Source organism: Streptomyces piniterrae, assembly GCF_005048155.1.
GTDB lineage: Bacteria > Actinomycetota > Actinomycetes > Streptomycetales > Streptomycetaceae > Streptomyces > Streptomyces piniterrae.
This window is the reverse complement of record NZ_SUMB01000003.1, coordinates 564,290-585,478: the sequence shown is the minus strand read 5'-3', so window position 1 is coordinate 585,478 and position 21,189 is coordinate 564,290. Positions and strand designations below refer to the sequence as shown.

Sequence of the window (21,189 nt, the reverse complement as noted above, 5' to 3'; positions counted from 1 at the left end):
GACTCGAACCTGCGGCCAAGTGCTTAGAAGGTATGCGGTGCTGAGCGATGTGCTCACCTGCGTTTTTGCACGTGGCGTCGAACCAAAAGTTGAGGAAAGCACTTGGCCCGAGATTCTCGGAGAGTCGACGCAATCTTGATGCAGAGAGCCTGATCAACTCCATGAACTTTGCTGACTGTCCCATGAGGCGTGCCTGGAAGACGCGGGACGGGATGCCTGTGGCGTCGCGTGTTGACTAATTCCGCTCTTACGAGCCGTTACATCGCATGCATGCCTGGAATTCGTCGACTGGTGAGGTGGCGCCTCGGCGCACCGTGAGGGCATGGAGCGAGCCCCCGTGATCGTGCATCCGCCGAGTCCGACCGGCGGGCTTCGCGGCGAGATTCTCGAAGGGCTTGCCCGCGGCCCGAGAGACCTCGTCGAGTTTCTGCGCCGCGCTGGTCTGGATGAGGGCGTGATCGACGTTGATGATTCGCGCCTGATCGAGTGGCGCGGCAGCAGAGCCGACAAATGGGGCAGCGAGCTGTGCTAGGAGCTGGTCAATCACCACGCGCACTTCAGCCCTGGTGTGAAGGCGGCGACGCTTCGCGCCGCTCCCTGTCGCGCCGACGAAATGCTTCTCGCATGGCGTCCGAGGCGGGCACGGAACCGTCGATAATTTGGGCTACTCGCTGCTCCGCACGCTTGCGATAGCGGCGTTCGCGCAGCTTCCGCAGCAATTGCCAGAACTTGGGGTTGTATGCCAGGTCGTGTCTTGCGGCGTGCAGAAACTCAACCTGCGCCTCGGTATGTTCCGTTAGTACGCCGATATAGTCGTCCGGACGGTCCTCAAAGCGATGAAGGGCTCCGATCACCTTCTGAGCGGCTTCACGCACCGGGGCGGGCGCGCACAATTCGATACCCATTAATGCAGCGTGGAGTTCGACTTGGGCCTGCATCATCCGCGTGCGGGCGCCCTCGGCGCACCAATGGCGGAACAGGCGCCAGAGGGGCTGCCGTAAGGGGGAAGGGCCGGTTGCCTCTTTGCGGCGCAGGAAGTACTCAAGCATGACGAATGTGCACCGCTGCGCGGCTTCCATGAAGCGGTGGTACGCCTGTGCGCGGTCTTCAGCGCTGCCGATGCGGGCTATGCCTACGGAGCGGTTGCGGCCAAGGGCGGCGCCGGCGATGCTGCCGGAGGCTCGTACGGCGGCGGGGGCTATGGGGTCCATGCGAGCTTTCTACACGTCTCAATGACCACCGCGCTTGAGATCCGAAGCCAAGGTGCCGTCCCTGCCCCACCGGCAGTGCTTGCCGAGCTCTCGGACCATCCAACTCCGCGCTCACTAGCAGATGGCTAATCGCTGCGCCGCGTCCTCACCCTGGTCTCGTCGGGCGGGCTCCTGCCCCAGCTCGGCACCCAGTCTGTGGGGCGTGGGTGTCTCTACTCGGCACGTCGATCAGTCGCCGCGTCTCGGTGCACGGCCTTGCGAAACGCCTTCGGTTTGTGTCCTGCCCTTGGTGGCTGGCTGCGGCGCCTCGACGACTTCACCGCGTATTCTCCGTGACCACCCGCAGAAACCCGGTGACAGCCGGACGGCGCCGGACCCTCCTACCGAGCACCGGGGAGTGGCCGGTGCTTCCGTGCGGGTGACCATGGGTGCTCTGACCAGCAAAAAGACCCTCCCATAGGGAGGGTCGTGGAGAGCGCCCCCGGCAGGACTCGAACCTGCGGCCAAGTGCTTAGAAGGCACCTGCTCTATCCACTGAGCTACGGGGGCCGGGCGGTGGACGTGGATCACGGACCGCGGACAAGGATAGAGGTCCGGGTGCCTCGTCCCGGTTGCTTCACCTGCGTGGCACGTTGTGGAGGTTCGGTGAAGCGGTCCCGATAATCGCAGGCGGGTACGAATCCTGCACTGTTTTTGGTGTGTCGGGCGTCGGGTGTTGTGCACTCGTTATGCCTGCGTCTCACTTGTCGCGAACGTCCCATGGATCACTGATCCTGGTCTGTGGGGGTTTCTGCGGCGCGCACGAGGGGTTATACGCTTCAAAAACCCATCGAAATTGGGCATTCTGCACATGTGGCGACCTTGGACGTACGACCCCGGCTCATCGATGCACTGTCCGTACTGCGCGACCGCGTCGACGCCGCACGCTTTCCGCTGCCACTTCGGGGCGCCGCCCGTGCCCGGCGGAGCCGAGCCGAGCTGCTCGCCCAGCTTGATGACTATGTGATGCCCCGCCTGCGCGCACCTCAGGCCCCTCTGCTCGCAGTCATCGGCGGATCCACCGGGGCGGGCAAGTCCACGCTGGTCAATTCCCTGGTCGGGCGGCGGGTCTCCGCGGCGGGAGTGCTGCGCCCGACGACCCGTACGCCGGTGCTCGTCTGTCACCCCGACGATCACCACTGGTTCGCTGGGCCGCGGGTGTTGCCGCAGCTCACGCGGGTGTGGGTGCCCGAGCAGGACGGCGGCGACGGCGCGTATGACGCTTATGACGCTTATGACGCGTACGAGGAGAGTGAGTGGGGGGAGAGCGGAGGGGATGAGGCCGAGGAGGCGGACGGGCTCCGCGGGTATGGAGGCTACGGGGGCGCGGGGGGCGGCGAGTCCGGGATGCCGACGGTGCGCATCGAGACCGAGCCGGCGCTGCCCAGTGGGCTGGCGCTGCTCGACGCCCCGGATATCGACTCGCTCGTCGCCGCCAACCGGGAGCTGGCCGCCGAGCTGATCTGCGCGGCGGATGTGTGGGTGCTGGTCACCACCGCCGCCCGGTACGCGGACGCGGTGCCCTGGCATCTGCTGCGGACGGCCAAGGAGTACGACGTCACGCTGGTGACCGTGCTGGACCGGGTGCCGCATCAGATCGTCACGGATGTTGCAGGGCGGTACGCGGAGCTCCTCCAGCGCGCCGGTCTCGGCCACGTACCGCGGTTCACCATTCCCGAGCTGCCCGAATCGGCCGGCGGTGGGAGCGGGTTGCTGCCCGCCACGGCGGTCGCCGCGCTGCGGGACTGGCTGGAGCGGCATGCCCAGGACCCGGTCGCCCGCGCCGCCGCCGCCGACCGTACGGCGGCCGGGGTGATCGCCTCGCTGCGCAGCCGGCTGCCCGCGCTGGCCGGGGCTGCCGCCGCCCAGCACGCCGCGGCGCTGCGGCTGGCCGGCCGGGTCGAGGAGGCCTACGAGGCGGCCGCGGAGCGGGTGCGGCGGGAGGTCGCGGCGGGCGAGGTGCTGTCCGGCGACGCGCGCGCCCGCTGGCGTGAGCATGCCGGTGGCGGCCGCCCTGACGAGCTGCTGGACGCGCTGACGCAGGGGCTCACCTCCCTGCTGGCCTGCGCGGTCGAGGAGGCCGACGAGCGGGCCGGTGATGCCTGGCGGCGCGATCCCGCGGCGGCGGACGCGTCGCTGGCGGCGGCCGCCGGCGCCACCGGGGCGGTCGGGCGGCTCGGGGTGGTCGTCCGGCGCTGGCGGCGCTGCATGGAGGAGCTGGCCGAGGAGGAGACCCGTGAGGCGCGCGGCGGGCGGGCGGCCGAGCGTGCGGGCTCGGTCGCCCCGGAGGAGGCCGCGGCGCTGCTGGCCACGGCGCTGCTCGGCGGACGCCGCGCGCGGACCGCGGGCGAGAACCTCGCCGATCTGCTGGGGGCCCAGAGCGCGTTGCGGCTGTGCGACCGGGGCAGCCGGCTGCTGGCCACGTACCTGGAGCGCGCGCTGGACGGCGAGCGTGAGCGGCGGCTCGCCCCACTGGACCGACTGTCCGTGCCACCGGAGCAGCAGGCCGAGTTGATCGCCGCGCTGTCCGTACTGCAGAAGGAGAAGGTGCTCGGGTGACCGCTGCTACGGAGGACACGGACCCCGTGGAGAACGCCGGGAACGCCGGGAACGCCGGCGGCAGGAGTGGCGGGGCGTGCGGTGGTCGGGAGCCCTCGGGCGACGGCCCGGTGGCGGTGCGGGCGGACGGGGTGTGGGACGACGGGTTGATCGCGCGGAGGGCGCGGGGCGAGACGATGTTCCGGGCCGGGGCGGGGCGCCGGGAGATGGAGCCGGCCGCCGGGGCCCCTGATGCGACTGAGGTGTCCGACGCCTCCCACGGTGAGCCGATCATTCCGGCAGACCTCGAAGCGGATCTCCAGGACGGACTGCTACGGGGAGGAGGCGCCCGTATGGCCGTCGGTGCGGGTGCCGACGCGCCCGTGGACGTGGACCTGGGCCTGGACGTGGACCTGGACCTGGACATGCGCGCGGGCGTCGGCTTCGGCGCGGGCATGGCCGAGGACGGCCGCGTCGGGGCGGCGTACCGGACCACGGCCTACGACGGGGCACAGGGCACGTCCGTCGCCTACGGGCATGCGCCCGGCAGGCAGCGGCGCGGCACGGACGAGGTGCTGCGGCCGCGGCTGGACGCGCTGCGCGAACTGACCGCGCTCTCCTGGAGCCGGCTGGACGGCGAGATGCTCCAGGAGGCGGCACGGGTGCTGGACGCGGCGGACGCGCGCTGCCGGCTCTCCGGCGAGCACACCGTCGTCGCCCTCGCCGGCGCGACCGGCAGCGGCAAGTCGTCGCTGTTCAACGCGCTGGCAGGGGGGAGCCGTTCGCAGGTCGGCGCGCGGCGGCCGACGACCTGCGAACCGGTGGCCTGCGTGTGGTCCGACGACAGAGCCGGCGCGGAAGGGCTGCTGAACCGGCTTGGCGTACCGGCGCGCCGCCGACACGTCCCGGTGGACGGCACCCCTGACCTGCGCGGACTCATCCTCCTCGATCTGCCCGACCACGATTCGGCGGCCACCGAGAACCGTGCCCAGGTGGACCGGATGCTGGCCCTGGTGGATGCCGTGATCTGGGTGGTCGACCCGGAGAAGTACGCGGACGCGGTGCTGCACGAGCGGTATCTGCGGCCGCTGGCGGGCTATGCGGAGATCACGTTCGTGGTGCTCAACCAGGTGGACCGGCTGCCCGGGGACGCCGCCGACCAGGTGGTGGACGATCTGCGCCGGCTCCTGGACGAGGACGGACTGGCGCTGGGCGAGCACGGCGAGCCCGGTGCGACGGTGCTCGCGCTGTCCGCCGCGACGGGACAGGGCGTCGGGGAACTGCGCGAGGCGCTCGGCCAGTTCGTCGCGGAACGGGGTGCGGCGGCCCGGCGGCTGGCGGCGGATGTGGACGCGGCGGCCGAGCGGCTGCGGCCGGTGTACGTGGCGGAGAACCGGGTCGGGCTGACGGAACGGGCCCGCGCCGACTTCGACGCCCGGCTGGCCGAGGCGGTGGGCGCGGTGGCCATCGGGCGCGCGGCGGAACGCGACTGGCTACGGCAGGCCGCACGGGCCTGCGGCTCCCCGTGGGCACGGCTGAGGAGTCGGCGCACGGGACGGCGGGCGGCCGAGGGGCACGCCGAAGTGGGCGGCGGGCGGACCGGTGCGGACGAGCCCGCGGCGGCGGCCCGTACCAACGCCGGACGGACGAACGCCGGACGGATGAAGGTTGGGTGTACCGATGTCGGGCGTACCGATGTCGGACGTGCCGATGTCGGGCGGACGATCGCGGGGCGGAAGAACGTCGGGACCGCCGTCGGACGGCTCAACGGTGCTGTGGCCGAGGCGGCCGTGGATGCCCGGCCGGCCGCGCGGCCCGTGGTGGAACAGGCCGTACGGGCCGTGGCGGGCGAGGCCGCGTGCGGGTTGCCGGCGCCCTGGGCGCAGGCGGTGCGCGATGCGGCGGGCCGCGGCGCGGACGGGCTGCCGGAGGCACTGGACCGGGCGGCGGCCGAAGCCGAGGAGTCCCTGCGGGGCGGGCCGGCCGGGAAGCCGCGGTGGTGGACGGTGGCCGCCGCGCTGCAGGGGTTGCTGTTCGTGCTCCAAGTGGTCGGCGTGCTGTGGCTGCTGGGGGTGCTCACGGGGGTGGCCGACGGGACGGCATGGGGCTCGGCGCTGCTGCCTGCGGTCATCGGTTCGGTGGGCGGCCCGGCGCTGACCTGGATGAGCCGGGTGGCCGCGCGCGGGCCGGCCCGGCGGTACGGGCAGGAGGCCGAGCGGCGGCTGCGCGGCGCGGCGGCGGGCTGCGGGCGGGCCCGGGTCCTGGAGCCGGTGGCCGCCGAGTTGCTGCGCTATCGGGAGGTGCGGGAGCGGTACGCGGTGGCCGCGGGGGCGTGAGGCGAGCGTGAGGTGAGGCGGGTCGCCCACCCTCCCGGGTGACCGGGTTGTCCACAGTCGGCCCGCCGTCCACAGCCCACGGCGGCCCTCGCCGAATCCGTGCAGCATGGGTTCCACGCACGACGAGAGCGAACGGGGGCGGGTCCGATGAACGACACGATGGTGACGTTGGTGGGGAATGCCGCGACGGCGGTGGAGCACCGGCAGACGACGGCGGGGGTGGCGGTGGCGCGGTTCCGGATGGCGGCGACGTCCCGGCGCTTCGACCGCACGCGGGAGTGCTGGACCGACGCGGAGACCAGTTTCTATACGGTCCGGTCGTGGCGCGCCCTCGCGGACAATGTCGCCGCGTCGGTGGCGGTGGGCGAACCGCTGGTGGTTCACGGGCGGTTGAGGGTGCGCGAAGGGGAGCAGTCCGCGGAGCGGGGCGGGCAGCGCTGGTTCGCGGCCGAAGTGGACGCCGTCGCGATCGGACACGATCTCGCGCGCGGCACCGCCGCGTTCCGCAGAGTCTCCTGGGCGCGTACGGACCTCGCGCCGCCGCAACTACGGGCAGCAGACGGGACGTCGACGGCTACGGGGACACCCACGGGCGCTGCGGAGACGCCCCCGGCCCCTGCAGAAACGCCCACGGCAGCCACCGAGACGTCCACAGCTGCTTCGGAGACACCGGCAGTTCCCGGGACACCGGCAGTTCCCGAGAGGTCGACAGCTCCCGAGACATCGACAGCTCCCGAGACATCGACAGTGGCAATCGGCGTAGCGACGCCAGCAGTTACGGAATCAAAAGTTACGGAATCAACAATTCCGCGGCCGGTCCCGCCGCCGTCTGATCAAACGCCCGAAGCCCGCGCCCCTGCCCCCGCCTCCCTCTCCGCCCCCAAGCAATTCGCCTGAGAAGGCGCCGGGTGCCCGATAAGTCCCGGTGATTTATCGATAATCCCAGGTCAGGGTGCCCGTGATCGATAACGATTGCGATTCGGATCGCTTATGGAATGCCATTACTGGGGACCCTGATGCGCCTGCTCCATAAGATCCTGCGAGTAGCTACGGGGGCTGACGAGTACTCACGGGGGCTGACCAGTTCGGCTGTTGAGTTCTTTGGGATCTTCCGGCGAGGCATCCTCCCCATTTGACCGCCTCGCCCAGAGGGGAAATTCATGCTTTCGATGAAGAGGCGGGGCGCAGCCCGCCTTGCCGCCGCGGTCGTGGCCTCGGGCCTGGTCGCGGCGGGTGCGATAGCCACCGCGGGGACCGCCGCGGCGGATGACACGACCCCCGCGCACGGGGGCGCCACCGCCACGCTCGGCGGTCTGAAGACCTTCGATCAGGCGATCGTGCACAGCGACGGGCAGGACCAGCGCGTGGGCGCCGGGCTCTTCGAGATGGCGGTCGACAACGGCGGCACGCTCCAGACGTACTGCATCGACATCCACAACCCGACGCAGCAGCAGGCGAAGTACCAGGAAGTGCCCTGGAGCGCCTCGTCGCTGCACAACAACGGTGACGCGGGCAAGATCCGCTGGATCCTGCAGAACTCCTACCCGCAGGTGAACGACCTGGCGGCGCTCGCCTCCAAGGCCGGCGCCGGGAGCCTCAGCGAGCGGACCGCCGCGGCCGGCACCCAGGTCGCGATCTGGCGCTTCTCCGACCACGCCAAGGTGGACGCGGTCGACCCCGCGGCCGAGAAGCTCGCCGACTACCTGGAGAAGAGCGCGCAGAACCTCGCCGAGCCCAAGGCGTCGCTGACGCTGGACCCGCCGGCCGTCTCCGGGAAGTCCGGCAACCGCCTCGGCCCGGTCACCGTGCACACCAACGCCGACAGCGTCACGGTCTCCCCGGCCGCCGACGTACCGGCCGGCGTCAAGGTCGTCGGCAAGGACGGCAAGCCCGTCACCAGCGCCGCCGACGGCAGCCAGCTGTTCTTCGACGTGCCCAAGGGGGCCGCCGACGGCAGCACCTCGCTGACCGCCCAGGCCGCCACCAAGGTTCCGGTCGGACGTGCCTTCACCGGCATCGGCGAGCACGCCAAGAGCCAGACGCAGATCCTGGCCGGCTCCAGCGAGTCCACGGTCTCCGCGGCCGCCACGGTCTCCTGGAAGAAGCAGGGCGCCATCCCGGCGATCACCGCCGAGAAGAACTGCGCCAAGGGTGGTGTCGACGTCACCGCCAGCAACAAGGGCGATGAGGCGTTCCGCTTCCAGCTCTCCGGCAAGGACTACGAGATCGCGCCCGGCAAGTCGCAGACCGTGACCGTGCCGGTGGCCGAGGACCAGCCCTACGAGATCACGATCAAGGGTGCGGGCGGCTTCAAGAAGACCTTCTCCGGGGTCCTGGACTGCAAGACCGCCGGCCACGGCGGCGGCACGCCCTCCTCGAAGCCCAGCCCGGCCTCGGTCGGCGGCAGCACCACCGGCGGCAACGGCGGCGACCTCGCCGAGACCGGCTCCAGCAACGCCACGCCGGTGATCGCGGGCGTCGCGGTCGTCCTGGTACTGGTCGGCGGCGGCGCGGTGTTCTTCCTCCGCAAGAAGAAGACCGGCACCACCGCACAGTGAGCGAGCGGTAACAGATCGCCGTAACCGATCGACGGCCGACCTGCCCACCGGCCGGCAGTCGAAGCACCACCCCGTGGCCCCGGAGCAGCGTTCGCTCCGGGGCCACGGGCGTCCACCCGCCCACCGCGGCACCGCTCCACAACGGTGCCGCGACAACGCTCCACCGCGGCCCGTCGGCGGTCCGCCCAGCGGAACCCGTTTCCGTCGGGGGTCGGACGTACGGCAAGATGGGTGTATCTGCCCTCGCCCGGCCACGCCGCACCATGGCCCAGGCGGCGGACCCGCAACAGACCTGACAGATCCTGAAGATCCAAACCTGCCGGACGGTTTCTCTTGGCTGAGTACATCTACACGATGCGCAAGACGCGCAAGGCGCACGGCGACAAGGTCATCCTCGATGACGTGACGCTGAGCTTCCTGCCGGGCGCGAAGATCGGTGTCGTGGGTCCCAACGGCGCCGGTAAGTCCACGGTGCTGAAGATCATGGCCGGTCTTGAGCATCCGTCGAACGGCGACGCCTTCCTCTCCCCGGGCTACACCGTCGGCATGCTCCTCCAGGAGCCGCCGCTGGACGAGTCCAAGACGGTGCTGCAGAACGTGCAGGACGGCGCTGCCGAGATCATGGGCAAGCTCCACCGCTTCAACGAGGTCGCCGAGCTGATGGCGACCGACTACTCCGACGCGCTGATGGAGGAGATGGGCAAGCTCCAGGAGGACCTGGACCACGCCAACGCGTGGGACCTGGACACCCAGCTCGAGCAGGCCATGGACGCGCTGGGCTGCCCGCCCGGTGACTGGCCGGTCACCAACCTCTCCGGTGGTGAGCGCCGCCGCGTCGCGCTGTGCAAGCTGCTGCTGGAGGCCCCCGACCTGCTGCTCCTCGACGAGCCCACCAACCACCTGGACGCCGAGTCCGTGCAGTGGCTGGAGCAGCACCTGGCGAAGTACCCCGGCACCGTCGTCGCCGTCACCCACGACCGGTACTTCCTCGACAACGTCGCCGGCTGGATCCTGGAGCTCGACCGCGGCCGTGCGCACGGCTACGAGGGCAACTACTCCAAGTACCTGGAGACCAAGCAGACCCGTCTGAAGGTCGAGGGCCAGAAGGACGCCAAGCGTGCGAAGCGTCTGAAGGACGAGCTGGAGTGGGTGCGCTCCAACGCCAAGGGGCGGCAGGCCAAGTCCAAGGCGCGCCTGGCGCGTTACGAGGAGATGGCCGCCGAGGCCGACAAGATGCGGAAGCTGGACTTCGAGGAGATCCAGATCCCGCCGGGCCCGCGTCTGGGCAATGTCGTCGTCGAGGTCGAGAAGCTCAACAAGGCCTTCGGCGAGAAGGTCCTGATCGACGACCTGAGCTTCACCCTGCCGCGGAACGGCATCGTCGGCATCATCGGCCCGAACGGCGCCGGCAAGACCACGCTGTTCAAGATGCTGCAGGGCCTGGAGACCGCGGACTCCGGCGACATCAAGGTCGGCGAGACCGTCAAGATCTCCTACGTCGACCAGAGCCGCGAGAACATCGACCCCAAGAAGACCCTGTGGGCCGTGGTCTCCGACGAGCTGGACTACATCAACGTCGGCCACGTGGAGATGCCCTCGCGGGCGTATGTCTCCGCGTTCGGGTTCAAGGGCCCGGACCAGCAGAAGCCGGCCGGGGTGCTCTCCGGCGGTGAGCGCAACCGCCTCAACCTGGCGCTCACCCTCAAGCAGGGCGGCAACCTGCTGCTCCTCGACGAGCCGACCAACGACCTCGACGTCGAGACCCTGTCCTCCCTGGAGAACGCACTGCTGGAGTTCCCCGGCTGCGCCGTGGTCGTCTCCCACGACCGCTGGTTCCTGGACCGCGTCGCCACGCACATCCTGGCGTACGAGGGCGAGTCCAAGTGGTTCTGGTTCGAGGGCAACTTCGAGTCGTACGAGAAGAACAAGATCGAGCGCCTCGGAGCGGACGCGGCCCGTCCGCACCGTGCCACGTACAAGAAGCTGACCCGGGGCTGACCGTCGTGCGACACCTCTACTCCTGCCCCCTGCGCTGGTCGGACATGGACGCGTTCGGCCATGTCAACAACGCGGTGTTCGTCCGCTACCTCGAAGAGGCGCGGATCGACTTCATGCGCCGGCTGGCGCCGGGGGACGGCAGCCCGTCGTTCACGGGCGGCTCCGTCGTCGCCCGGCACGAGATCGACTATGTGCGGCCGCTGGTGCACCGGCACTCCCCGGTGACCATCGAGTTGTGGGTGACGAAGGTCAGAGCCGTGTCGATGGCCGTCGCGTACGAGGTCAAGGACGAGTCCACGCTCTACCTCCGGGCCTCGACCGTCGTCGTCCCGTATGACTTCGCCGAGGAGCGCCCCCGCCGCATCACCGCGGAGGAGAAGGCCCTCCTCAAGGAGTTCATGGACGACGCCTCGCATCAGGAGGGGGCCGTCGCCGTATGACGGCGCTGCGCCTGGCCGGAGCCGGGGAGGCGGCGGATCTCGCCGCCTTCCTGGCCCGGCTGATCCATTACGACCGCGCCGCCGCGGTACGGCTCCAGGCCCGCGACGGCGTGCTCGCCGTCTTCGGCCGCCCGCCGTCGTTCGAGGTGCTGGCGATCCGCACCGCCCGGCTCGCCGAGGACCATGTCCATGACGTCACCGACGTCACCGTCTCCGCGGGCGAACTCCTCGAAGGAATCCAGGAGTCGGCGGAAACACTGACCGTGCCCGCCGCGGTCACCGGCCCGCCCTGGGCCGGACTGCTACCGCCCCGCGGCGGCTGGCGACGGGTGCCCGGCCTGCCCGCGCCCGACGCGCTGCTACGCGCGGTGGCCGCCGCCGTCGCCGAATTCCGGGCCCGTGACGAGGCGCTGCCGCCGCAGCACCGCACCCGCTCCGAACGCGACCGGATCGGCCGCGAGATCTGGTCGCGCACCCTCGGCGACACCCACCTCCCGCTGCGCGCCGTGCACGCCGCACAGTCGCTGGGCTTCCTGCGTCCCGCCCGCACGGGAGCCCTGGCCGGTGGCGGTACGCCGCCCGCCGCAGCCCACGAACCGCAGCCCCCGACGCTCCTCGAAGCGGGCGGCTGGCTGCGCCTGAGCAGCGCCTACGGCTCGGTCGCCGTGCGGAAGGGCGGACCGGCGGGGCTGCTGGGGCTGTCGGTCACGCCGACCTGAGCGCCGACCTGAGCGCGGACGGGCCCCGGGGCGTGGGCCCCGGGCGGCCCTTCAGTCCGCCGCGTTGATCATCGAAGCGGCGGCGTAGGTGAGGTAGTTCCACAGCTGCGTCTCGTGTTCCTCGGACAGTTCGAGGGAGTCCACGGCGTCCCGCATGTGCCGCAGCCATGCGTCGTGCGCGGCGCGGTCGACGGTGAACGGGGCGTGCCGCATCCGCAGCCGGGGATGGCCGCGGCCGTCGCTGTACGTACGGGGGCCGCCCCAGTACTGCATGAGGAAGAGCGCGAGCCGCTCCTCGGCCGGGCCCAGATCCTCCTCCGGGTACATCGGCCGCAGCAGCGGGTCCTCGGCGACTCCCTGGTAGAAGCGGTGCACCAGACGACGGAAGGTCGGTTCGCCACCGACCTGTTCGTAGAAGGTCTGCTCCTGAAGTGTGCCGCGCGGAATCTTGTTCACGCGTCCATGGTGGCAGATGCGGCGAGGGGCGTGACCCGGAAGGTCACGCCCCTCGCAACGGGCCGTCGGTGGCTCAGCCCCGCCGGACGGTCAACGTCGTCCAGGCGCCGACGTGTACCCGGTCGCCCTCATGGAGCGGCACCGGCACATACGGCTGGATCGGGTCCTCGCCGAGGTTGATCGTCGTGCCGTTGGTCGAGTTCTGGTCGACGACCGCCCAGCTGCCGTCCTGCTGCTGCACCAGCAGCGCGTGCTGGTGCGAGACGCCCGGGTCCTCCGGCGGGCGGCCCAGGTCGACGTCCGGGGCCTCGCCGGTGCTGTTCCGGCGGCGGCCGACCGAGATCTGGCCGTTGGCGAGCGGCAGCACCTGCTCGGGGGAGTACGCGGGGAGGTTGAGCCCCGCCGCCTCCGGGCCGCTGCGGCCCATCATCGCCATGAAGTACTCGCGGTCCGGCGCTATCGCCACCACCCAGCCGGCACCGACGACCGGCGCCGGACCCTGCGGCGGCGCGGCGGGAACCTGGCCGGGGCCGGGACCGCCGTTCCACTGCTGCTGATCGGGCTGCTGTTGCTGCGGGGGCGCCTGGTGCTGCTGGGGCGGCGCCTGCTGCTCGAACGGCGGGGGCGGTGCCTGCTGCTCGTACGGAGCCTGCGGCTGCTGCTCGTAGGGTCCGGGCTGCTGCGGCTGCTCATACGGGCCCGGCTGCTGCGGCGGGAACGGCGCGGGCGGCTGCTGCTGCTCGTACGGAGCCTGCTCGTACGGAGCCGGCGGCGGGCCGGGCTGCTGCGGCGCGGGCGCCATCGGCGGGGCCGCGGTCTGCGCGCTGGGCGGGTTCAGCGTCCAGTCGTCGCCCTGCTGCGGCGGCGGGCCGGGCCGGCCGACGGGGCCGGGGCCGGGCATACCGGGCGGCGGACCGGGCTGGCCTGGGTATCCACCGGGGCCGGGCTGGCCGGGCGGCGGGCCCTGCTGCGGCTGCTGGGGCTGTTGCGGCGGGAAGCCGTAACCACCCTGGCCGCCCTGAGTGCCGGGACCCGGGCCGGGGCCGGGCGCCGGCGGCGGGAAGCCGTAGCCGCCCTGCCCACCCGGCATGCCGGGACCGCCGGGCTGCTGGCCGGCCGGCGGGGCGTAGGACGTCGTCGAGTTCGTGAGGAAGTTGTAGCGGCACCCCTCGCAGAACGGCGCCACCGACTCGCGCGGCGTACCGCACTGCGGGCAGAGCTCCGGCGGTGCGGACTGCTCGGGGCCGGGGCCGGGCGCGGGCGGCGGGAAGCCGTAACCGCCCTGGCCGCCCTGAGGGCCGGGGCCGGGCGCCGGCGGCGGGAAGCCGTAGCCCCCCTGGCCCCCCTGCGTACCGGGGCCGGGGCCGGGGGCTCCGGGCGGCGGACCGGGCTGGCCGGGCGGCGGACCGGGCTGGGCGGCCGGCTGGCTGGGCGGTGTGTTCAGGAACCCCGCGGGCAGGGAGGGCGGCGGGGCGACAGCGCCCGCAATCCGGTGGCCGCACACCTCGCACCAGTCTTCGGCCACCGACTGGTGGCCGTTCGGGCAGGTCGGCATGTCGGTTCTTCCCCCTCCGTACCGTTGGTTCCGGTGGTACTGATCGGTTTGATCGTCGCTATTTCTTTACGCGAACTGTTTTCGTCGAGCGCGTTTCGAGGGTCATCTCGTCCGCCTCGGCGACCTTCGCCTTCAGTCGCACAGTACCCGTCGCCGCATCGACGACGTCCACCACCTTCGCAAGCAGTTTCGCAGTGTCCTCGTTCCCCGAGGCGGAAGCCAACTGCACCGCCCGGCCCAGTTTCGCGGTAGCACCGTCCATATCGCCCGACTTGCGGGCATCCAGGCCCTGTTGGATCGCTTGCGCCAATTCGGCCTGACCCGTGTAATGCGCCACTTGTGGGTTGATTGTGGTCGAAGCGGCCATATCGTCCGTCCACACGGCCCGTACGAGACCGTGCGACAGGGTCTGCGGAGCGGAGCCGTCCGGCGAGGAAATGATCAACGAGACCCGGGCGGCCAGCATTTCGTTGCCGATGCCGGCATCCGGGACCCGTACGCAGATGTGGTAGTCGCGGGACTCGTCGCCCCAGGAGCCGGTCGGATAGTCCCCCGATCGCGGGCCGGACTCGACGCGGCGTCCGGTCAAGTCCTCGACGGTGGGCGCGACTTGCTTGACGAAGGCGATCTCGGCGCCCAGCGGCGTCCACAGCCGCAGACCGACGTCGGCGACTTCCTTGCCCATCGCCTTCTCCATCATCTGCGTGAAGTCGGCGGTCAACTCGCCCGGATCCGCGACGATATCGGCGCTGCCGAGCAGCGCCGAGGCGATGCCGGTGACCTCCTTGACCTCCCAGTCCGTGCCGACGCCGCGGGCGTCACAGGTGAAGCTCCCGAAACAGGCGTCCAGCGCGGCCCGCAGATCCTGCGGCGACTCGTGCTCGTTGCGGCCGTCGGTGAGCAGGATGCCGTGCCGGATGGCGAGGTCGGTGGCGGACAGCAGCCGGTCGGTCAGCCGCAGCCAGGTGCCGATGGCGGTGCCGCCGCCCGCGCTCAGCCCGCGCAGCGCGTCCCGGGCCCGGGCGCGGGTGCCCGGGTCGGCTACGGCCAGCCGCCCGCCGCCGGGGTAGACCTCGACGGCCTTGTGGGTCCCGGCCACCACCGCGAAGGCGACGCCGTCGCGCACGGTGTCGATGGCGGCGGCCGTCGCCTCGCGGGCGCCCCGCATCTTCGTCGGCGGATAGTCCATCGACCCGGAACAGTCGACCATGATCACCACGCCGGCGTCCGAGCCGCCGTGCCCGCCGACGAGAAGGGGCCGGCCGCCGGTCGTACCGCCGCCGGTCGCGGTGACCGTGACGATCGCGTTCACCTCGCGGCCGCCCTCGGGCAGATACTCGTTCTGGTACACCTCGGCGGAAAACCGCGGCACATGTGACTTGGAGAAGTTGGCCATCAGTTCCGCTCCCTGGGTCTCCGTGCCGTCGATATCGGTATACGGGCGGGCGGAAGTCCCGGTGTGTCCTTCCCCCCGTCGGCGCGTTCCACGCCGTACGCGGCGCACCCGCCGCGTCCTGTGCTCTCCGGCAGTCCCTCAGCGAGCAACGCCGGCCGCTGCGCGACTCGTTCCGTTCCTACGGTTCCTACGGTTCGTGCTGCTCGTACCGTTCATGCGGTTCACGCAGTTCATGCGGTTCGGGCAGCGGCGGAGGCGATCACGCCCGTACCGACGGCGCGGGGAACGGCACCAGCGCCACCGTCACGTTGTCGTGGCCCCCGCCGTCCAGGGCGTGGGTGACCAGCGTCCGTGCGGCGTCCAGCGGTCTGGTGGGCGCGTCGAAGGGCAGCACCGCGGCCATCTGCTCGGCGGACTCGGCGTAGTTCCACAGCCCGTCCGTGCACACCACCACGACACCCGGTCCGTCCGGTTTGAAGGACGCGGTGTGCGGTTCGACCTCGTACGCGTCCGCGCCGAGCCAGCCCGTGATGGCGTGTGCCCGCTCGTCGGCGAGCGCCTCGGCCTCGGTCATCAGGTTGTTGGCGACCATCTGGGCGGCCCAGGAATCGTCCTCGGTGAGCCGGGCGGGGGGCGCCGTGCGGTCGTTCGGGATCCAGTACGCGCGGCTGTCCCCGACCCAGCCGACGGTCAGCAGCCCGCCGCCGACCACCGAGCCGACCAGGGTGCAGGCCGGGGCGTTCTGCTGGCGGTACTCGTCGGGCACCGTGGCGGGGTCCCCGGCCAGCGCGTCGACCGCCGAGGAGGCCGTCATGATCGCGTCGTACATGGCCTGCTGGGGATGCGTACCGCGCTGCAACGACGCCCGCAGTGCCTCGCCCGCGGCCTCGGACGCCGCCTGGGACGCCTCGTCCGGACGGGTCGCCGAGGAGACGCCGTCGCAGACCACCGCGACGACCGCGGGCGTACCGTCCGGCAGCGGCGTCGTGGTGAGCGCGAAGAAGTCCTCGTTGCGGTGGTGGCGGTGGCCGCGGTCGCTGACCGCCGCGATGCCGGCCAACGCGTGCTCCATGTGGTCGCGTTCGCGCGGCTGGGCGTGTCCGCAGTGCTCGCAGTAGCCGTCGGTGTCGACGGCACCGGACCGGCAGGCGGCGCAGATACGGGTGCCCCGGGCGGGGGTGGCGGGCTGCGGCTCGGGCGGGGCGGCGGGCGCCGGGGCTTCGGCCGCCCCGATCGCGGCTTCGGAGGCTTCCATGGCTTCGGCGGACTCGGCGGTTCGAGTGGATTCGGAGGCGTGGGCGGCGGCATCCGCGACGGCCTCATAGCCGGCGACGCGCGGGTCGGCGGTCGGACCGGCGGGCGGGCCCTGCGGAGGCTCGACGGGTCCGGCGTCGGCTGCCGGCGGAGCCGGGATGGCATCGCCCGCCGCCGACGGGTGTCCGGGCGCCGGCGGGGCGCTGACGTCCGCGTACGGCAGGCGGGTCTGCGGGTCCGGCGGGGGCGGGCCGACCGGCCCGGACGGTGCCGGAGGAGCGCAGGGTATGCCCTGGGCGGGCGGCGCGGCAGGCGCGGGCGCCGCACCGTACGCGGGAGCCTCTCCACACACGGGCGCCTCACCGTACGAGGGCGCCGCGCCCGGACCGCCGTACGCCGGTGGTGCCGGCGGCGGCACCGCTCCCGCGCCCCCCGCCGACGGCGCATACGCGGGCCGCGGCGGCGGCCCGTACCCCTGAGGACGGCGGCTCGCGCCGGTCAGGGCGATCGTCGGCTGTCCTTCCGACGCCGCGGCGGACGCCACCAGGTCCGCGCCGCACCGCCCGCAGAAGTTGTCGCCCGCGTCCAGCGGCTCGTTGCAGCTCGCGCACCGGGACGGCCCAGTCACACTCATCTCACACCCACGTCCTGGGGCGGAAGCGGTTGGCCCGTTCCACCAGCTCGATCCTTTCCTCGCCACGCTGCGCCAGCCGCGCGAGCAGGCGGTACGACCGTTCCAGCCCGAACCGCAGGCCGCGTTCGTCCAGCGCGCTGCCGAGCAGCTTCGCCGGCCCGGACGAGGCCGGTCCGTCGTCCGCCCGTGCACCGTGGCTACCGGAGAGTACCCAGTCCAGGGCGCTGCCCAGTACCTCGGTGCCGAGTTGTTCCCGGCGCTCCGCGTCCAGCCCGAAGTCCGCGAGGGCCTCGACCTGTTCGGCGGCGGCCCGCAGCTCCGTCAGCAGCGGATCGCGGGCGGAGCGCCGGCGCAGCCGCGCGCGGATCGCCGCGATCCGCGCCGCGGTGTAGTGGATGGACGCCTCAGGGACGGACTCCAGGGCCTCCACGGCGCCGGCCCGGTCGCCCGCCGCGAGCCGCACCCGGGCCAGCCCGAACGCGGCGCTGACATAGCTGTGGTCGGTCGCCCACACCAGGCGGTAGTACTCGGCGGCGTTGTCCAACTGCTCCAGCAGCTCCGCGCAGACGGCCAGCGCCAGCTTCGGCGCGGCCTCCCCGGGGAACGCGTCGTAGACCGCGTCGAAGGACAGCGCGGCGCTCTCGCGGTCCCCGGCCGTCAGTGACACCAGGCCGTGGTTCCACACCACCCGCCAGTCGGCGCCCCACTCCTCGCCGGGCTCCGACTCGATGGCCTCCAGCGCCATCAGCGCGGCAGCCGCGTCCCCCGTCTCCAGGCGGGCGCGCAGCCCGCGCAGCCGGGTCTCCAGGGAGTCGGCGGGCGCCGAGCGCAGCGCGGTGATCAGCTCGGCGGGGGCGGTGGCCATCAGCCCGGCCAGGAAACCGGCGTTGGGATCGGCCGGGTCCACCCGCGGCACCGGCAGCGCCAGGACGGCGGCAGCGGTGTCCAGGGGGCGCAGCGGAGGAGCGCCGGGGACGGCCCCGGCCGGCTCGTTCTCGTACGCGCTCTGCGCCGGAATCGCGGGTTGTGCGGCGCCGGGGCGCGCGCGCCGCCTCGGCGCCACCACCCGCCCGCCCAGCAGCGAACTGTCGCCCTCGGCCGCCGCCACCAACTCCGTGTCCACCACGCGCAGTTCGGGCCCGAACAGCTTGGACAGCGACGGCCGCTGCTCGCCCGTCTGGAGCGCCACGACCTCCCGCAGCACACCCGTCAGCTGCTCGGCCATCTCCTCCGCGGACGCGAACCTGCGGGCCCGGTCCGGGTCCGTGGCGCGCACCAGCAGCCGGTAGAAGGACTCGTAGGTGCGGAAGACCTCGATGTTGTCCGGGTCCGGCAGGGAGTCCACGAAGATGTTCGTGTAGCCCTGGAAGTCGAAGGTGAGGACGGCGAGGGTGCGCGCGACCGTGTACAGGTCGGAGGCGACCGACGGGCCCAGCGCGGCGACTTCGGGCGCCTGGTAGCCGATGGTGCCGTATATCGCGCTCTCGTCGTCGTCCATGCGGCGCACCGCGCCCATGTCGATCAGCTTGAGCTGGTCGTTCTGCTGGATGGCGTTGTCGACCTTGAAGTCGCAGTACAGCAGGTTGCGGCTGTGCAGATGGCTGAGCGCCTCCAGCGCCTCGATGCCGTACGCACACGCCTGCTCGACCGGCAGCGGATCGCGCCGCCCCTGGGGCGTGCGCCGCCCGTTGGCGATGTCCTTGAGCGATTTGCCGCCGACGTACTCCATGACGATGTAGCCGTCCAGGCTGCCCGTCGACTGGTCGAGATGCTCCACGAAGTTGTAGATCCGCACGATGTTGGAGTGCTCGATCTCGGCGAGGAACCGCCGCTCGGACACCGCCACCGCCAGCGCCTCCTCGTCGCCGGTGTCCAGCAGGCCCTTGAGGACCACCCACCGGTCGGACACCGCGCGGTCAATCGCGAGATAGATCCAGCCGAGCCCGCCGTGCGCCAGACAGCCCACCACCTCGTACTGGCCGTGCACGATGTCGCCGGGCCGCAGCTTCGGCACAAAGCTGTACGGATGGCCGCACTTGGTGCAGAACCCTTCGGTGCGGCCCGGACGCTCACCGCGCGCCCGCCCCACCGGCGCCCCGCACTCGCCACGACTGCAGAACCGCTTACGCTCCGGGACCTCCGGATTCTCCAGCACCGCCGACCGCGGATCGGGCCGCGGCACCTCCGGCACCGTCACCAGGCCGGCGCCCAGCCGCCCGCGGCCCGACCCCGAGCTCGAACCGCTGCCCGCACTGCGCACCGACACCGACACCGAGGACATCCCCCGCGTCGAAACGCCACCGGACAGCGAACGCGACAGCCGTCCGGACACCGAACGCCGGGAGGACGCCGACCGCCGGGAGGAGGCCGAAGGCCGGGAGGGGATCGAAGGCCGGGAGGGGGTCGAACGCGACGACCCCGACAGCGCCGTACGGGCCGAACCGGCGGAGTGGGCACCGCCCGTGAGCGACGACCGCGCCGAGCCGCCGCCCGCCGCCCCGCCCCCGAGCGCCCGGTTGGTCAGCGCCGTGGGCGGCGCGGACAGCATGCCGTCCGGCGAGACGACCGGGGCCAGGCCGCAGGTGTCGCAGTAGAGCTCACCCCCGCCCATGTCCTCGTAGCTGCCCGCGCACTCCCGCCGCTGGCAGTCGGCGCCCGCCCCCTCCGTCACGATTCCCCCCTGTGCTCCGCCTCCTGCGGAACAAACGCTTCCGCAGCCGCCTGCTGATAGCGCCACACCGCCTGCTCGGCCGCCCGCAGATCACACGGCGCGCTCCACAGCATCCGACGGGCCGCGTCGTACCGCTCCATCAGCACCGGATCCTCGGCCAGGCCATGCCGGGCCACCTTCGCCTTGTACGCGTCCAGCCGGCCGCGCAGCTCGGCGCGCACCGCCAGCGGAGCCGTCACCGCGGTGAGCGACTCCCGGGCGCGATGCAGCTCGTCCTCCGCCCGCTGCTCCAAGCTGTCCAGCAGCGGCGAAAGACGATGCCACTGCGCATGCCTGCGGTAGTCCGCGGCCGCCGCCAACTGCTCGTGCAGCGCCGTCGACGGACCGCTGACCGCCGGCACCTCGGAAGCGGCGATCTTCGCCAGGACCTCGCCGCGCGCCTGCCGCGCCTCGGTCAGCGTGCGGTCCGCCCGGGAGAGCACGTCGCGCAGCTGCATCAGCCGACGCTCCGCGTCCTGCCGGACATCCAGCACCGCCTCGACCTCGCGCCTGATGTCCTCCAGCCCGCGGGCCGCACGGTCATAGCGCGCGGTGTCCGGACGCCCGCCACCGGGCGCGGAACTCCCCGTCGACGACGACACCCAGAACGCCAGCGGATCCGAGATCACCTGGCCGCGCAGCCGCGCCAGCTCGTCCGTGATCCGCTCCAGGTCGTCGCCCGCCGGATGCTCCCCGGGGCGCACCCCCACCGAATGCGCCAGCGAACGCGTCCGCTGCAACTCGGCCGACAACAGGTCTATCCGGGCCGGCAGCGCCGACCAGACCGCATCGGCGGCCACGATGACATCGAGCGACCGGGCATAGAGCCCGTTCATCCGCTCGACGAGCCCCTCCAGACTGAACCGCTCGCTCAGCCGGGCCGGACCGCTCTCCGGGCCACCGCCCGCCGAAGCCGCGCCCGGGACCGTCACCCCGCTGCCGTGCAGCATGTCCGTCAGCTCGGCGAGGTCGTCGGGAGACGGCCAGCGCCGCCGCTCGCGCAGCTCACGCACCGCTGTCAGCGCGGCCGTATAGGCGTCGAAAAGCGACCAGAGGACGGTGATGGAACGCTCGGTGGCGGCCCAGCGCTCCTTGGTGGTGCCCGACAGGTCGGCGCCCTCCAGGAGTCTGCGGCCCGCGTGATCCTGCAACGCGAGCAGGGAGGTCTCTATCGCCTCGTACTCGGCGCCGAGCCGCGCCAGGGCACGGTCCACCTCCTCCCGGCTCAGCACCGGGGCAATGGGCCTCCCCGCAGAACCGGGGAAGGGTCCGGGGACCCCCATCGATCACCTCTCCAATACGCGTACGGTGCACGGCGGTTGGTGCGCCTCGATCGCTGCTGCGG

15 protein-coding genes and 1 tRNA gene are annotated in these 21,189 nt (G+C 72.1%); 8 read left to right on the top strand and 8 right to left on the bottom strand.

Annotation, left to right across the window (positions count from 1 at the left end):
* Positions 1-322: 322 nt before the first annotated feature.
* Positions 323-532 carry a hypothetical protein gene (locus tag FCH28_RS11295; RefSeq protein ID WP_136739674.1) on the top strand — a complete coding sequence of 70 codons (210 nt, stop codon included), beginning with the start codon at positions 323-325 and terminating at the stop codon, positions 530-532.
* A gap of 25 nt (positions 533-557) precedes the next feature.
* Here the strand turns inward: FCH28_RS11295 and FCH28_RS11290 are convergent, their stop codons facing one another.
* Positions 558-1,211, bottom strand: coding sequence for a hypothetical protein (locus FCH28_RS11290; RefSeq protein WP_136739673.1), 654 nt, complete (start codon positions 1,209-1,211; stop codon positions 558-560).
* Positions 1,212-1,687: 476 nt separating this feature from the next.
* A tRNA-Arg gene (locus tag FCH28_RS11285) sits at positions 1,688-1,760 on the bottom strand.
* A gap of 303 nt (positions 1,761-2,063) precedes the next feature.
* On the opposite strand from FCH28_RS11285, the gene FCH28_RS11280 reads away from it, so the two are divergent.
* The 7 genes from FCH28_RS11280 to FCH28_RS11250 all read left to right on the top strand — a co-directional run bounded on the left by FCH28_RS11280 (position 2,064) and on the right by FCH28_RS11250 (position 11,839).
* Positions 2,064-3,809, top strand: a complete 1,746-nt coding sequence (locus FCH28_RS11280; protein WP_425471911.1) for a dynamin family protein — start codon at positions 2,064-2,066, stop codon at positions 3,807-3,809.
* A 434-nt stretch (positions 3,810-4,243) separates the two neighbouring features.
* On the top strand, positions 4,244-6,124 hold the full coding sequence (locus FCH28_RS11275) for a YfjP family GTPase (protein WP_425471921.1): 1,881 nt from the start codon (positions 4,244-4,246) through the stop codon (positions 6,122-6,124).
* A 147-nt stretch (positions 6,125-6,271) separates the two neighbouring features.
* Positions 6,272-7,021, top strand: a complete 750-nt coding sequence (locus FCH28_RS11270) for a single-stranded DNA-binding protein (RefSeq protein WP_136739672.1) — start codon at positions 6,272-6,274, stop codon at positions 7,019-7,021.
* A 263-nt stretch (positions 7,022-7,284) separates the two neighbouring features.
* Positions 7,285-8,682: a Cys-Gln thioester bond-forming surface protein gene (locus FCH28_RS11265; RefSeq protein ID WP_136739671.1), complete on the top strand. Its 1,398-nt coding sequence runs from the start codon at positions 7,285-7,287 to the stop codon at positions 8,680-8,682.
* 333 nt (positions 8,683-9,015) lie between these two features.
* Positions 9,016-10,680 (top strand): energy-dependent translational throttle protein EttA, encoded by a 1,665-nt coding sequence (gene ettA / locus FCH28_RS11260; RefSeq protein ID WP_136739670.1) that lies wholly within the window; start codon positions 9,016-9,018, stop codon positions 10,678-10,680.
* A 5-nt stretch (positions 10,681-10,685) separates the two neighbouring features.
* Positions 10,686-11,120 carry an acyl-CoA thioesterase gene (locus FCH28_RS11255; RefSeq protein WP_136739669.1) on the top strand — a complete coding sequence of 145 codons (435 nt, stop codon included), beginning with the start codon at positions 10,686-10,688 and terminating at the stop codon, positions 11,118-11,120.
* Positions 11,117-11,839: a DUF8010 domain-containing protein gene (locus tag FCH28_RS11250; protein WP_136739668.1), complete on the top strand. Its 723-nt coding sequence runs from the start codon at positions 11,117-11,119 to the stop codon at positions 11,837-11,839. Before FCH28_RS11255 ends, FCH28_RS11250 begins: the two co-directional genes overlap by 4 nt.
* A 51-nt stretch (positions 11,840-11,890) precedes the next feature.
* Here the strand turns inward: FCH28_RS11250 and FCH28_RS11245 are convergent, their stop codons facing one another.
* The 6 genes from FCH28_RS11245 to FCH28_RS11220 form a co-directional block, all read right to left on the bottom strand.
* Positions 11,891-12,295, bottom strand: coding sequence for a globin (locus FCH28_RS11245; RefSeq protein WP_136739667.1), 405 nt, complete (start codon positions 12,293-12,295; stop codon positions 11,891-11,893).
* 73 nt (positions 12,296-12,368) lie between these two features.
* Positions 12,369-13,850: an FHA domain-containing protein gene (locus FCH28_RS11240; RefSeq protein ID WP_136739666.1), complete on the bottom strand. Its 1,482-nt coding sequence runs from the start codon at positions 13,848-13,850 to the stop codon at positions 12,369-12,371.
* A gap of 58 nt (positions 13,851-13,908) precedes the next feature.
* Positions 13,909-15,246 (bottom strand): vWA domain-containing protein, encoded by a 1,338-nt coding sequence (locus FCH28_RS11235; RefSeq protein WP_136739665.1) that lies wholly within the window; start codon positions 15,244-15,246, stop codon positions 13,909-13,911.
* A gap of 259 nt (positions 15,247-15,505) precedes the next feature.
* Complete coding sequence (locus tag FCH28_RS11230; RefSeq protein ID WP_136739664.1) at positions 15,506-17,134, bottom strand: PP2C family protein-serine/threonine phosphatase; 1,629 nt, start codon at positions 17,132-17,134, stop codon at positions 15,506-15,508.
* Position 17,135: 1 nt separating this feature from the next.
* Entirely contained in the window at positions 17,136-19,745 is a 2,610-nt protein-coding gene (locus tag FCH28_RS11225; protein ID WP_136739949.1) for a serine/threonine-protein kinase, read from the bottom strand.
* Positions 19,746-19,801: 56 nt separating this feature from the next.
* A complete protein-coding gene (locus FCH28_RS11220; protein WP_136739663.1) occupies positions 19,802-21,127 on the bottom strand; it encodes a hypothetical protein in 1,326 nt (441 codons plus the stop codon).
* Positions 21,128-21,189 lie beyond the last annotated feature (62 nt).